The sequence below is a fragment of the Pseudoalteromonas sp. S4492 genome, assembly GCF_005886115.1.
GTDB lineage: Bacteria > Pseudomonadota > Gammaproteobacteria > Enterobacterales > Alteromonadaceae > Pseudoalteromonas > Pseudoalteromonas gelatinilytica.
In genome coordinates, this window is record NZ_PNCP01000027.1 from 23,050 (window position 1) to 36,944 (window position 13,895).

11 protein-coding genes are annotated in these 13,895 nt (G+C 41.7%); 7 read left to right on the top strand and 4 right to left on the bottom strand.

Features of this window, described 5'->3' with window-relative positions:
* Nucleotides 1-2: 2 nt before the first annotated feature.
* The 4 genes from CWC28_RS08265 to ndk all read right to left on the bottom strand — a co-directional run bounded on the left by CWC28_RS08265 (nt 3) and on the right by ndk (nt 4,524).
* On the bottom strand, nt 3-872 hold the full coding sequence (locus CWC28_RS08265; protein ID WP_138624971.1) for a RodZ domain-containing protein: 870 nt from the start codon (nt 870-872) through the stop codon (nt 3-5).
* Nucleotides 869-2,677, bottom strand: a complete 1,809-nt coding sequence (gene pilW, locus CWC28_RS08270; RefSeq protein WP_138624972.1) for a type IV pilus biogenesis/stability protein PilW — start codon at nt 2,675-2,677, stop codon at nt 869-871. The genes CWC28_RS08265 and pilW overlap by 4 nt, the downstream gene beginning before the upstream one ends.
* Nucleotides 2,678-2,791: 114 nt before the next feature.
* Entirely contained in the window at nt 2,792-3,922 is a 1,131-nt protein-coding gene (gene rlmN / locus CWC28_RS08275) for a dual-specificity RNA methyltransferase RlmN (protein ID WP_063704202.1), read from the bottom strand.
* 170 nt (nt 3,923-4,092) lie between these two features.
* Nucleotides 4,093-4,524 (bottom strand): nucleoside-diphosphate kinase, encoded by a 432-nt coding sequence (gene ndk, locus CWC28_RS08280; RefSeq protein ID WP_036972405.1) that lies wholly within the window; start codon nt 4,522-4,524, stop codon nt 4,093-4,095.
* A gap of 241 nt (nt 4,525-4,765) precedes the next feature.
* Here ndk and CWC28_RS08285 point away from each other — a divergent pair, with 241 nt between their 5' ends.
* The 7 genes from CWC28_RS08285 (at nt 4,766) to trhP (ending at nt 13,786) form a co-directional block, all read left to right on the top strand.
* Nucleotides 4,766-5,356: a hypothetical protein gene (locus tag CWC28_RS08285; protein WP_138624973.1), complete on the top strand. Its 591-nt coding sequence runs from the start codon at nt 4,766-4,768 to the stop codon at nt 5,354-5,356.
* Between the two features lie 445 nt (nt 5,357-5,801).
* Complete coding sequence (locus CWC28_RS08290) at nt 5,802-6,413, top strand: hypothetical protein (protein ID WP_063704208.1); 612 nt, start codon at nt 5,802-5,804, stop codon at nt 6,411-6,413.
* A complete protein-coding gene (locus CWC28_RS08295; protein ID WP_063704210.1) occupies nt 6,413-9,034 on the top strand; it encodes a zinc metalloprotease in 2,622 nt (873 codons plus the stop codon). Before CWC28_RS08290 ends, CWC28_RS08295 begins: the two co-directional genes overlap by 1 nt.
* Before the next feature lie 81 nt (nt 9,035-9,115).
* Nucleotides 9,116-9,604, top strand: a complete 489-nt coding sequence (locus tag CWC28_RS08300; RefSeq protein ID WP_063704212.1) for a hypothetical protein — start codon at nt 9,116-9,118, stop codon at nt 9,602-9,604.
* Nucleotides 9,605-10,059: 455 nt separating this feature from the next.
* The gene (locus CWC28_RS08305; RefSeq protein ID WP_063704214.1) at nt 10,060-10,641 is read left to right on the top strand and encodes a hypothetical protein; all 582 of its coding nucleotides are present in this window, start codon (nt 10,060-10,062) and stop codon (nt 10,639-10,641) included.
* Nucleotides 10,642-10,653: 12 nt separating this feature from the next.
* On the top strand, nt 10,654-12,201 hold the full coding sequence (locus CWC28_RS08310) for a S8 family serine peptidase (protein ID WP_082874052.1): 1,548 nt from the start codon (nt 10,654-10,656) through the stop codon (nt 12,199-12,201).
* A gap of 196 nt (nt 12,202-12,397) precedes the next feature.
* Nucleotides 12,398-13,786, top strand: coding sequence for a prephenate-dependent tRNA uridine(34) hydroxylase TrhP (gene trhP, locus CWC28_RS08315; RefSeq protein WP_063704218.1), 1,389 nt, complete (start codon nt 12,398-12,400; stop codon nt 13,784-13,786).
* Nucleotides 13,787-13,895 lie beyond the last annotated feature (109 nt).

The following is a 13,895-nucleotide window of genomic DNA, read 5'->3' on the forward strand; positions in this document are numbered from 1 at the left end:
GGTTACTCTGATAACGGTAAAGTAAATTTAGCTAAACGATTTTTGGCAAGATGTGAAGTATCGACGGCTTGGCCTTGAAAAGTAATATCAACCACTTGGTGTTTGCCTAGTACCACACTAAAAGGCTGTGGGCCGGTTACTGTCATAACGTAACCTGCTTTTTTAACACCGAATGCGATGCGATCGCCGTTGCCATCGTGAATTTCTACCCAGCTATCTTCATTGAAGTGCATCACCACTTCGCTGTGCTCAGGATCAGCCTTTTCAGTTTCTGGCTGAGCAGCAACTTGGTTTTGTGCTTCGTTGTTGCTTGTTGGCACATCAGCTTCTGGCTGAACGATTTCTTGCTCGTCGTCAGCGAGTGGTTGAATGGTTTCTTCAGCAGGCGCTTCTAAAGCTAAATCAGGTGAAATCTCACTGCTTTCAAGCTGATTTGGCATCGGAGTCGTTACGGGCTGTTCGATATTCTGGTTGCTATTTTGCCACCACCAAAATACTGACGAGCCAATGATCACCGCTAAAATGAAGTAGCTAAACAGCATTAAGCGGCTGTCATGTGCTTCTTTTTCTGTACGGCGAGAAAAGCTCTGCATTTTAGATTTTTTTGCAGGCTCAACGTGCTCTGGCAATAATGCAAGCATGGCTTGGCTATCGATTTTCAGCTCACGGCAATAGCTTCTGATATAACCTTTTACAAAGGTCGTAGGGCCAAGTAATTCGTGCTCGTCGTTTTCTAATCGTTGTAACTGTAAAACGGATAATTTTAATGCACCAGCAAGTTGCTCAAGGCTCTTTCCAGCGTCTTCGCGGCGCTTTTTTAGCGCTTGGCCGAGCGTTTCTTGCGGTTGTTCTAAATTGTTTTCTTCATTCATAATGCGTATGAGTCTGGATCTACCAATAAGAGTCTATGCCCAGGTTCTAGGGCGACATCTGGGCTCAATTTGTTCCAGCGCATTAACTGATCGATCAATACGCTATGCTGTGTGGCTATGCTAAAGAGTGTGTCGCCATCATTGATGTCGTGATAAATGTTCGGATCGTTCAAATAAATGCGAGTACCGTTTTGTACACGATCCGATTCTTTTAAGCCATTCCACAGCAAAATCTTCTGTAGTTTAACATTGTATCGCACCGAAATGCTAAAGAGGTTTTCACCATTTTCAATAATATGATACGGGATATTCAGCGCCGGTACATTTGCGTTCAGCATGGGTAAGTTAAGCGGCTCGTTTGTCACGCTAAAGTCAGTGCTATTTGCGGTTGACGCCGTTGTTTGACTGCCACTAAATACGTTTTCGTCTTTTTCTGCTTCGTAAAACACCACAGTGCTGGCATCATTTTTGGTATTTTGCGAGTTTGCTGGCGTTTGTTGTTGAACGCTTGGCGTTTGCGGTGCACCAAATGACACTATGGTCACTTCATCATTACTTTGCGCTGGTGTTTGCGCGTCTGTTTGCTGCTGTGCAATAACAGCGGCCTGTTCAACTTTACGAGAGCTAACCGTTTGGAAACCTTCGTCAGTTGTTTGCTCAGTGAGCGCGTTAGGCGTTGTTTCGCGTGGTTGCACAGAGGCGAGTGACTCTGTTGATGGTTTCTCTTCGCTGTCTGAGTTTACCTCAGCTGTCACCTGCTTATTGCTTTGCGCTACGATTTCTGGTTCTTGCTCTGCTTGAGTGAGTGTTGGCTCTACTTGTGAAGGTTGAACCTGTGTTGTCTGTACAGGGCTCTGCTGTGCAGTAGCCACTGACGCCTCAGCAACAACGGTTTGTTTAGCAGGTGCCTTTCTTTTCACGATACGAATTTTTGGCTGATCTTTGCTAACCGTGCTGTTATCACTTGATATTTTCAACTCTTCAAGCTGCGCTTGACGATATTTTTCACGCAGAACTTCAAATTCTGAGCGTTTAGTTTGCCCTGATGAAATAGCCCTTGCTTCTACTGAACCTGGGTAGGTTTGTAAAATAATACCTGCGGTTGTTTCGGCTTTTTCGATATGGCCCATACGTTGCTGAATAAGGTAGCTAAGCATAAGTGCGCGAGGGGTCACGCGACCGGTAGATTCGTATTTTTCAATCACGTCTTCAGCTTTATGAAGGTCGCTTTTCGCGTAATACAAACCGGCAAGGCTAATCATTGAAGAAGGGCGCTGCGAGCTGTGGTTTAGCGCTGATTTTAGGTATTTTTCTGCGTTTTCAAAGTCATCAAATTCAATCGCGCATAAGGCTAAGTTTTCGTAACTTTCAGCTACACGGATATAGCTAGGAACGGTAATTGCCTTAAGAAGCTCTTCTGCTGCACGGTCGTATTTGCCAATGCCACATAAAAAGACACCATAATTGTTTAAGGTGTTTGGATCATTCGGGGCGATTTTTAAAGCGCGTTGATAGGCTTTATCAGCGAGATCAGGTTCATCAACCTGTTGATAGTAATAGGCTAAAGAGTAGTGGACTTCAGGAAGGTCAGGTGCAAATTCTGCGGCACGTTCTAGATTATATTTTGCTTGCGAGTTGTTGCCCGTTTTTAAGTACTGTAACGCAAGGGCGATACGAGTACGAGCAGCACCAGTATTATTAATCTTTTTTTCTACAACGGGTCTGTCGCTTCCGTCGTAGCTGTTTTCTGTAACACACCCTGTTAATGCGAATGCACTAACAGTAATGGCAAGTATAGAACGCATTACCTAATCTCTTCTTTGATTCCGTATGCCTATCTTACCGAAAAGCCTTTGTGTTGCATCTATTATTTTAAAAATAACGAGTTTGTCACAAAGGCTTGTCTTTAAATATGTCGCTTATGCTTGGTGAACATTTACCGCAATTGCGTTATCTTCGCGCATTTTCTTTTTCGCTAAACGTTTTGTACGGTCAACAACGTCACCCACTAATTGACCACAGGCAGCATCAATATCATCACCACGAGTACGGCGAACAATACAGGTGATACCCGCAGCTTGTAGTACTTTAGAGAAACGGTCAATTCGGCTGTTGCTTGAACGGCCATATTCGTTACCTGGGAATGGGTTAAACGGGATCAGGTTCACTTTTGAAGGTGTTCCTTTTAATGTTTTAACCAATTCGTGTGCTTGATCTGTGCTGTCGTTCACACCCTGTAGCATAACGTATTCGATAGTCACATCTTTGTTTGCTTTAGAGCCGTCGATATAACGACGACACGCTGCTAAAAACTCTTCAATCGGGTACTTTTTATTAATTGGTACCAGTACATCACGCAGCTCATTGTTTGGCGCGTGAAGTGAAATAGCCAGCGCTACGTCAATTTTCTCTTTTAATAAATCAAGAGCAGGCACCACACCTGAGGTGCTTAATGTAACGCGACGTTTTGATAAACCAAAACCCCAGTCGTCCATCATAAGTTCCATTGCGGGTACGACGTTTTTAAGGTTGAGTAGTGGCTCACCCATACCCATCATTACCACGTTAGTCACAGGGCGCTTAGTACTGTCGCCGTCTAAACCAATGTCTTTCGCTACACGCCAAACTTGACCAATGATCTCAGACACCGCTAGGTTACGGTTAAAGCCTTGTTGTGCTGTAGAGCAGAACGTACATTCAAGGGCACAACCTACTTGTGAAGATACACATAAAGTTGCACGGTCTTTTTCTGGGATCCAAACAGCTTCTACTTCTTGGCCACCTTTAAGTAAAAGTGCGTATTTGATGGTGCCATCACTTGCTACTTGCTTAACTGAGATCTCAGGAGCAACAATTTCACATTCAGCTTTTAGTTTTTCTTTCAGCTTTTTGTTGACGTTTGTCATGTCGTCAAAATTGTCGACGCCAAAATGATAAATCCATTTCATCACCTGATCACCACGGAATGGCTTTTCACCGAATGATACAAAAAGCTCACGCATTGCATCTCGGTTTAAATCTAATAAATTAATCTTTTTTTCAGTGGTCATGAAACAACCTCAATCAGTGACGGTGGTAAGTAGTTTGGGTGCGCGATTGTACATTATTTAATCGACTTAGTCATTAGCTAAACAGATTTACAATAGGCTTAGCTAATGACTAAAAAAGGGCCCGAAAGCCCTTTTTCTTCTGCATCACAGACTTAGCTGTGAACTCGAAATTAACGAGTACGTGGGCAGATTTCTTCGTCAGCGAAGAAGTATGCGATTTCACGTGCAGCTGATTCAACAGCGTCAGAACCGTGAACAGCATTTTCGTCGATGCTGTCTGCGTAGTCAGCACGTAAAGTACCAGCTAGTGCTTCAGCAGGGTTAGTAGCACCCATGATTTCACGGTTTTTAAGTACTGCGTTCTCACCTTCAAGAACAGTAACCATTACTGGACCAGATGTCATGAACTCAACTAAAGCACCGAAGAAAGGACGCTCGCTGTGCTCAGCGTAGAAACCTTCAGCTTTTTCTTTTGAAAGGTGAACCATTTTAGCTGCAACGATTTTAAGACCCGCAGTTTCGAAACGGTTGTAGATAGCACCGATGTGGTTTTTAGCAACTGCATCAGGTTTTACGATTGAAAAAGTACGCTCTAAAGCCATCTTTATGCTCCAATAATTTTTAAATTTAAAGGTTAAATATTAACGGGCGCGAATTATACGCGCTTTACGTGAAAATTCCTAATTTTATTAAATAGTCATTTGATGGCATTTTCATGAACCCTCACTACGTATAGCAAATTGAGTATAAAAAATGAGCGTGCTTGCACCGCTAAGCACTTGTTATGAGCAGTTTAATAAGTAATTATTATCTTAGGAAATGACAAAACTAATAAGGACAATTATGAAAAAGCTTTTACTGGTCAGTCTACTCGCAAGTTGTTTAGCGGGTTGTAATTCAGACTCAAATGATGAGCTAACGTGCCACCCTTTTCCCCTGGCAATCGATATTGATAATTATGTTGTCACCCCAGGGCAAAACGAGGCTAACACAGCACTCGCTTATGATGCCTATATCATAAAATTAGGCGGTGCTGGCAAAGGTGTTTATAGTGAAGGAGATGAGCCTGACCCTAATAAAGAATATGCAGACTGTCCTATCCCAGCAGTGGTACTAGGGAGCGCGAATACCATTACAGCTATTAATATTTACTCAAGCGCTGATTACAACAGTGAGTTCACCGCGGGTACGAGTTTAAATAGCCTGTTTGATATCAAAGAAATGTATAATAGTGATTTTGATTATTATAGTGATGGCAACTATGCCAGTGTTGAAGACTTCGCAAGCGTATTCCCGACGACTGCACCTATATTTATTGAACTAAAACCTAACCAAGCTCCAGAAGTTGAGAGTAGTCATATTTTTTATATCGATATAAGTTTTGCAAATGGCAAAACCTTTGCGCTTGAAACTGAAGAAGTGCAGCTTTTTTAAATTGCTATTAATCAGCTATTGTCAGCGGGGCTTCTCTGCTGACATACCCAATCTCTACTCGCTTACAATTTGCTCATCCAGCTAAGCTAATTGGTATAAATTTACCTGCTCCATTACACATTTAAAAAATGTAAAAACACCACTTTGCCGTTAACCTTTTGTTCACTTTATCATGGGTAAGCTAATTACCCATGATAAAGTGGTGATGTTTTAACTTTTTGAAAATAATTGGTTTTTAATTTTTTCGTGTGAATTTAATCTATCTTTTCAGAGAAAAATAGCAACAATAAAATTGTAATCGAAATGTTAATTTTAAGTGTACAAAACGCTACATGGTTTTTCGTGAATTCCTGAACTTATTCAATCATAAAATATTAGTGAGTTGATTTTTTCTAAACAAAAAATCTTACTTTCATTTTAATTTGAATAATCAAAGGAGAGAACAATGAAACTACGCAGTGCACTTTCTAAGTTGTCATGCGCGTCAGCTTTTGCACTTGGCACCATGCTGACTTTGAGCCCCGCAGCCAATGCAATGAAACTAAAACAACAAAACTTACAAGAGATGGCTGTTGAGTCACAGAGCATTATTGCTGGCCAGGTGGTAAGCGTAACAGATGGTTTTGATAACAATCGTCCCTATACCGAAGTGACTATTCAGGTTTCGTCAGATGCAAAAGGCAAGTTAAAAGACGATTCAAATTATACTTTTCGTCAGTTTGGCCTGATAAAACCCCGCTCTATGGGCAATGGCAAAGTGTATTTAGGCGCAACGCCTGAAGGTTTTTCTAAATGGCAAGAAGGCGAACAAGTGATTGCCTTTATGTATAAGCCAGCATCAATCACAGGGTTTCAAACGACCGTAGGCCTTGCTCAAGGTAAATTTGTAGTGCGCAATGGCAAAGTAGAAAACATTTTTGCTAACAAAGGTGTTTTTGAAGGGTTAGATACCAGCAGCTTATCAGCAGAGCAACAAAATCTTTTAACCACGCCAGGTGCAGTCGATGTGGGAGTTTTTATGGATTTAGTAGGTAAACTGTCTGGAGTACAACAATAATGAAATTTTCTAAAATCGCAGCAGCATTAGCCCTTGCAACTATTTCGACAGGTGCGTTAGCCGGTGGCCCACTCTATATTCATGAACCGACAATGCAGCCATATAAATGGGACACCTCAAAAGGCAGTATTCCAGTGTGGACAGATGGCGGCCAACTTATCAAAGATAAAGACGGTAACGATGTCGAAACCTTCACTGTACTTGAAAAAGGCACTGTATTTAACGTTGATGTTACCTTACCTGATGGCACAGTGATCCCTGCATACACTGAACTTGACCGAGATTATACGTTTTTAACGATTGAGCAAGCCAACAAAGTAACGGCGAATGCTGTGAAAGAGTGGTCTGATGTAGAAACGTCAACTTTCGAGATGTCAGTACAGGGCACGATTTTTGAGAAAACAGGCATTGCGGATGTGACTGCAGAAAATGTTGATCAAATTTATGGTGTTGAGAATGGTTATGGCTTTTGGGTCAATTACGACACTGATGGTAGCATTTTAGAAAACTATTTTGGTGTGCCAAGAAGCGCTGTTTTAGGTATTGCATTCCCTGAATGGGCCGACGAAGAAACCGGCGAAATTATTGAAGCGACAGCTTTAATGAATGGCTGGTTTGTTGATATTAGTGATACCGATGGCACACAAGTTGGTGGAGTATTCACCCATGAATTTGGCCATGCGATCAATATGTCTCACTCACAAGCAAATGGCCATTTAGTGTATATGTCGGCAAGTTATAGCCCGCAATATGACGGTGTACCAGGTTGTGAGGGTGTCACTAAATTTACCAGCTCTAGTATGTTGGATTATTCTGCCATTGAGACCATGTTTCCGTTTATTAATGTGCGCGGCAGTGCTGGTGCAAATCAACACACCATTAATGTGAAAGACGATATTGTTAATATCTCAGATCTTTATCCTACGGCGCAGTACCAATCACAGTTTGGCTCTATTCAAGGTAAGCTCTTAACAAAAGAGGGAGTAGAGTACTCAGGGGTGAATTTAATAGCGCGTAACCTTGATAACCCTTACGAAGATGTGATCAGCCAACAGTCAGGTAACATGACACAAGGCCGTATCGGCCCAGATGGCTCATTTACCATTAATGGCTTAACGCCGGGGGCACGTTATGCTCTTTATACTCAAGAGATCAATGCAGGTGGTTATCCAACTCAGCAAACGAATATTCTTTCTGAAGCTGAATATTGGAATGACAACGAAAGTGCAAACCCGGGAATAGATAATGCCTGTGCGATGACAGAGATAGTTGTTTCAGCGGGTGAAACTAAACAGCTTGAGATGTACTTCAACGGTTATCAAGATGGTATTCAATATACGCCACTGATTTCAGCGTTTGTAATGGATCACGCTAAAAACGGTAAAAAAGCACTTGGAACAACCTCTTCGGGTATTCCTTTCTTATACGACAGTGCGACTAATTCGTTTGATACTTTAGTAAGCCCTGATGGCTACGCTTTATTAAGCTCTACAAGCACAGCAATGAACAAAACAGCCACTAAAGCTGCTATTACCGCACACTTTAATGATAATGGCGTGATGCAAGGCGGCGTCTGGGATATAAACTCTGGCAAAGTATCAATGCTTGAAGATTTAACGGGGAATAGTTGCTCGCTTTCAAGTCAGCAGGGGCAAAGCTCACATAGCATCTGGGATATGGATGATGATGGTAAGTTGATTGTTGGTACAACACGCTTCCCATACGATGGTTCAAATCGCTGTGCTGAAGGCGAAGCTGCGCGTTCAGTTGGTATGCCTACTGTTTGGGATGCAAACACGGGTAAAGCAAGCGTTTTACCTGGCACCCAAATGGTTGACCGTTCTTATGGCAGTGGTAAAGAAATCGCTATTATGAATGGCGATGAGCAAATTCGTCGTACGGCATGGGCGCGAGCAGATCGTATCTCTGGTAATGGCGAAACAATTACAGGTTCAACGAATGGCTTTACACAAATTGCCTGGGTGAATGGTGAGCTTGTTGATACTTACACGGAGTTTGGTGCAATCGACAATTCAGTTATCTCTGAAAATGGTCGTTATGTCGCCTTCGGAGCAATCGAAAACCGTCGCCCTGCTGGCGTAAAAGTATGGGATACAGTAACCAATACAACTCAAAAAATTGGTAGCTTACGTTGGTGTGACAACATTCCTGCGATAAGTTTCTGGACCAACTATTGCGACCTAGGCTACAGCCATGAAGAATTAGTTGAACTAGGATTTGGCTTACCTTCAGTGATGGTTCTTGATGCAAATGAGGACTTATCGATGATCACCGGACGTGCTGGTAGCCCTCTATCTGGCGGTTTTGTTGGCGCTATTTATTTAAAAGATATTGGCTGGATGTCATCAGCAGAGTTCTTTGCTAAGCAAGGTGTTACTGAAGCAAAAGGCTTACTTACCGATAACATGTTTGGCCTAAGTGCTGATGGTTCTGAGATCATGGCAGGCATTGCTGGCGCAGTGTTATCAATTGAAATCGATGCGAATAAGGCATTTGTATGTGATAACGGCCGCGACCGTGAACTTAGCTTCCCTAAGCAAGTGGTTGATGCGGTGTCAGCAGGTGCTGAATTTGGCCGCTGCGCACATATTAATGACTAATACCATTTTGTGTTCAGCGCTTAAAGGTCCGGCTAGGTGGCTGGGCCTTTATTTCAATATCTTTGTAACAAAGGCCTGCTAATGTATAAAAGTTCATTAATAACAATAATATGGTTATGTAATCTAAGCTTTATTCCTGATCAAGCTAGTGCGCAAACCCATCAAGCTGCAAGCTCAAGCAACAAAGGGTTTAATGTTCCTGAAGAGCTATTGACCACATGGGAACTGGATGAAGCGGCTTCAATGGAATACGCAAAAAAGTCTGCGCACTGGAATGAACATATCGCTAATTTGATGCCGAAACTAATCGCAACAAATAAACAAATTAAGTACCGCTTTAATCAGGATGAAATGGTCACCATTCAGGCTGCAAAAGAGCAGGAGCTTGCCATTAGTTTGATTAAGCAAACACTGACGTCATATAAATTCAAATTTGAATTCGACGATAAGCCAAAGCAATTGCAAGTGATAAAAGCCGCAGGTGGGCGGATCAATATTCAGGCCGATGGCCTACTTGGTTATCAGTTCTTATTGTGGAAAAAACGCCGAGAACGCTTAACTGGCGTATAAAAATATCAATGTTAAGGGCTTTGCTGTTAACATTAGCAAATCCAAACCAATTACCCTGGATAGTTAATTGAGTTTGATCTAAAAAGGTGGCCATAGGATTGGTCACCTTTTTCTTTTCTGTATAAGTCCTTACTTAGTTTAATTTCTGTAGTTCTAAAGTGCTAGTTTGTATCTGTTTTTATAATATTTAAGTGCTTGATTACATTTTGGTACAGATTGATACACTTTTATTTTTTGTAAATAAATATTTAACGGCATGTTAATTAAGGCGTTTTTTTACAATTAATTTAATCGTTTTTTTTGCCATGGTTTTTACCCTTTTTAGTGTGTTGAATTCTCATTTCACTTCCTCTATTACTTATTTTGTCACTCATAACTAATTGTATAAATTAAATATATTTTACTATTGAGTGGTTTTAGCTGTTTTTAATAAAAACAAACAACAAGGAATTAATATGAAAAAAACGCAGTTAGGGTTGTTAATCACATCATTCGCTATTATGGGTGGATGTGCAAAGTTAGACGCTCAAGTTAACGCTGGCGGCACTCTTAATTCAAAGGGTGGGGCTGGAAAAGCTGTGTTTACAGCACATGCAGCTCGTTGTGATGGAGAAGTAAGCGGAAAAGTAAATTACAAAGATGTAACTGCATTAGATTGGCAACAATCTGGAGGAGTATCATTTAACGCACAGGTTTATGGTGCAGGCTTATGTAGTGAAGATCCTGTATCACCTGATGGGGCTGAGTCTGGTGATGAGCGATTATTTTGCAAACAAGATATTTGCACTGAGGGGATGTATCAAGTTGAGTTTAATTATAACTCAACCAATCCTAGCCTGCCTGGAGAGGGGGTTGGCTTTGCATGTATGATGGATATTTCTGAAGGTATTAAATCTGGATTTGGTGCAAATGGGTTATTGAATGTGATGTTACTCGAGTCTGGTCCATACCAAGGCTATAACAATGCCGGAACAATAAGTGGCAATGTACAAGTGAAAGATTGCCCAAGTAGCAAAAATGACGACAACGCAGAGTAGAGAAGGAGTTTAATGATGATAAATAAAAAAACAGTTTTAGCGGCAAGCATTGCTCTTGCTTATAGTTTTCCTTCTTTAGCTGATCAATCAATGCGAATTGTTCTAGAAGCAAATAGTAATAAAGCCTCTGCGCTTAAATCTGAGTTGTTATCAAATAATATTAAAATAGAAAAAGAGCTTAGTTCACTAGAAAGTTTTGCAATTTCGATTGATAAAACTCAGTTAGCCAACGTTAAAGGGCTTACAAACGTAAAGACTTTTTACCCTGACGTACCAAGAAAGTTAATGTCTGAAGGCGCTTCGCAATATATTCCGTATGGTTTAGCGATGGTTCAAGCTGATCAAGTTCAATACCAAGGCGGACAAAAAGTGTGTGTAATCGATAGCGGTTATGCCTTAGAACACCCAGATTTGCCGAGTGCTGGTGTTACAGGCTCAGACGATGGCGGTGCTGGAGTGTGGTATCAAGATCCATTTGGTCATGGCACTCATGTTGCGGGCACGATTGCCGCAATCGACAATGAGTTTGGTACGACAGGGATTGTCGATGATCATTCTCTTGATATGCACATTGTGCGTGTTTTTGCTGGTAATGGTAGCTGGGCTTACGCTTCGGATTTAGCTGGTGCGATTGATGAGTGTCAACAAGCTGGTTCAACGGTTATTTCGATGAGCCTTGGTGGAAAATATTCAAGCCCGATTGAAGAAAAAGCGTTAGATAAAGTTGCTCGTGCGAATATATTAATGGTTGCGGCAGCAGGAAATGCTGGTGAAGCTTCACATAGCTATCCTGCATCTTATGACAGTGTGATTTCAGTTGCAGCGGTTGATAGCACTAAAAATCATGCAAGCTTTTCTCAGCGAAGCAGTCAAATTGAACTAGCAGCGCCAGGCGTTAATGTTTTCTCAACTGTGCCTGTTAACCGCGCGCGCTTTTCAAAATTTAATGTCACGCAAGAAAGTGTTAATTTCCAATATTATGGTATGGATGGCTCGCGTTTTGGTACTGTTACTGGGGAGCTAGTTGATTGTGGTTTAGGTACTCAGAGCTGTGGTGATGTAACAGGAAAAATCTGTTTAATCGAACGAGGGGAAATTCCGTTTTATAAAAAAGTAGAGCAGTGTGAAGCGGATGGCGGTGTGGGAGTTATTATTCGTAATAATAACCAAAGCCAGCTTATCGGTACTATTAACCCTACTTCTATGATTGCTGGCTCTGTGACAAGAAATGAGGGTCTTAATTTAATGGACAACCTCGGTAAAGAAACCACAATAACTGTCGCTGAGTTTTCAGATCATGACTTTAAATCAGGTACTTCGATGGCAACTCCTCATGTTTCCGGCGTAGCTGCATTGGTATGGAGTAATTACCCTGAGTGTTCTGCAAATGGCATTCGTTTAGCACTGAGAGCATCAGCCGATGATCAGGGGAGTATGGGTTATGATCATGCTTACGGCTGGGGCATAGTGCAAGCAAAAGCGGCTGTTGATTATATCGCTGAAAATGGGTGTAAAGCATCTAGTAATGTATTACGCGGCGGAGATGGTTCAGCCCATTAACTATTCCCCTATATTGTTGTTATGACCAAAGCGCTTATGGCGCTTTTTTCGTTTGTCACCTACTCATCAATAAGCTCTATGAATCAATCATGATCTAGATCAATAAAATTACTGAGCAGGTTATTATACTGCCGCGCTTCATTATCGTATTAATTCATGCAACCGACTTGTACTCGGTTCGATGTGTGGAGCTTTCATGTCGTCACCTATTTTGAACCCTCGCCCTTTTACACCTGAGTTGTTATCACCTGCGGGTAGTTTAAAGAATATGCGTTATGCCTTTGCTTATGGTGCAGATGCCGTTTACGCTGGCCAACCTCGTTATAGCCTTCGTGTTCGTAACAATGAGTTTGACTTAGATAACCTGCAAACCGGTATCAACGAAGCGCATGCGCAAAATAAAAAATTATATGTAGTGTCGAACATTGCTCCTCATAATGCCAAGGTAAAATCGTACTTACGCGATATTGAGCCTGTCATTGAGATGCAGCCAGATGCGCTGATCATGTCAGATCCAGGGCTTATCATGCTAGTGCGTGAGAAATGGCCAGATATGCCGATTCACTTATCTGTGCAGGCCAATGCGGTGAACTATGCCACAGTGAACTTTTGGGCTCAGCAGGGCATTGAGCGAGTCATTTTATCGCGCGAATTATCGCTTGAAGAAATCGCTGAAATTCGTGAGCTATGCCCAAATACAGAACTTGAAGTGTTTGTTCACGGTGCACTTTGCATGGCGTACTCTGGCCGTTGTTTGTTATCGGGTTATATTAATAAACGCGATCCAAACCAAGGAACGTGCACTAATGCATGTCGTTGGAACTACGATGTGAAACCAGGCACCGAAAATGAAACCGGCGAAATGGTGCATAAAATCGACCCTAAAGCGGTGATCCCAACCCTAGGTGATGGTGCGCCAAGTACCGAAGTATTCATGCTTGAAGAGCAGGGCCGCCCTGGTGAATACATGCCTGCTTTTGAAGACGAGCATGGCACTTACATAATGAACTCAAAAGATTTACGTGCAGTTCAATATGTTGATCAACTAACGAAAATGGGCGTGCATAGTTTAAAAATTGAAGGCCGTACCAAGTCTTTCTACTATGTTGCTCGTACTGCACAAGTGTATCGTAAAGCCATTGATGATGCCGTTGCTGGTCGTCCATTTGACGCAAACTTATTTAAAACTCTTGAGAACTTAGCGCATCGTGGTTATACAGAAGGGTTTTTAAAACGCCATGCTCATCAAGACTATCAAAACTATGAGTACGGTCATTCGGTGTCAGATAAACAGCAGTTTGTGGGTGAAGTATTAGGTCGCAACGATAATGGCTTAGTTGAAATTGATGTGAAAAATAAGTTCTGTACTGGTCATTCACTTGAGCTTATGACACCAAAAGGCAACATCAACTTCAAGCTGGATTTTATGGAAAACAAAAAAGGCGAAGCCATTAGCGATGCAAAAGGTTCTGGCCATATTGTTAAAATTCCTCTGCCAGAAGATATCGATTTAGATCACGCAATTTTGATGCGTAATCTCGATGCCGACCAAGACACCCGCAACCCATTCAATAAAGCTAAATAGAAGATGCGCTAAGTCATACTTAGCGCATTTACCTCATCTTTTTTGGTATTTCACTGTCGTTATTGGTTATTTTTACTATCCTTTTTTCTAAGGGTATTAATTAAATATA

Bases quoted from the DNA above. Each gene is read 5' to 3' on its own strand.
- ndk (WP_036972405.1), bottom strand. From the start codon at position 4,524: ATGGCTTTAGAGCGTACTTTTTCAATCGTAAAACCTGATGCAGTTGCT.
- trhP (WP_063704218.1), top strand. From the start codon at position 12,398: ATGTCGTCACCTATTTTGAACCCTCGCCCTTTTACACCTGAGTTGTTA.
- CWC28_RS08265 (WP_138624971.1), bottom strand. From the start codon at position 872: ATGAATGAAGAAAACAATTTAGAACAACCGCAAGAAACGCTCGGCCAA.
- CWC28_RS08300 (WP_063704212.1), top strand. From the start codon at position 9,116: ATGTATAAAAGTTCATTAATAACAATAATATGGTTATGTAATCTAAGC.
- pilW (WP_138624972.1), bottom strand. From the start codon at position 2,677: ATGCGTTCTATACTTGCCATTACTGTTAGTGCATTCGCATTAACAGGG.
- CWC28_RS08285 (WP_138624973.1), top strand. From the start codon at position 4,766: ATGAAAAAGCTTTTACTGGTCAGTCTACTCGCAAGTTGTTTAGCGGGT.
- rlmN (WP_063704202.1), bottom strand. From the start codon at position 3,922: ATGACCACTGAAAAAAAGATTAATTTATTAGATTTAAACCGAGATGCA.
- CWC28_RS08290 (WP_063704208.1), top strand. From the start codon at position 5,802: ATGAAACTACGCAGTGCACTTTCTAAGTTGTCATGCGCGTCAGCTTTT.
- CWC28_RS08310 (WP_082874052.1), top strand. From the start codon at position 10,654: ATGATGATAAATAAAAAAACAGTTTTAGCGGCAAGCATTGCTCTTGCT.
- CWC28_RS08305 (WP_063704214.1), top strand. From the start codon at position 10,060: ATGAAAAAAACGCAGTTAGGGTTGTTAATCACATCATTCGCTATTATG.
- CWC28_RS08295 (WP_063704210.1), top strand. From the start codon at position 6,413: ATGAAATTTTCTAAAATCGCAGCAGCATTAGCCCTTGCAACTATTTCG.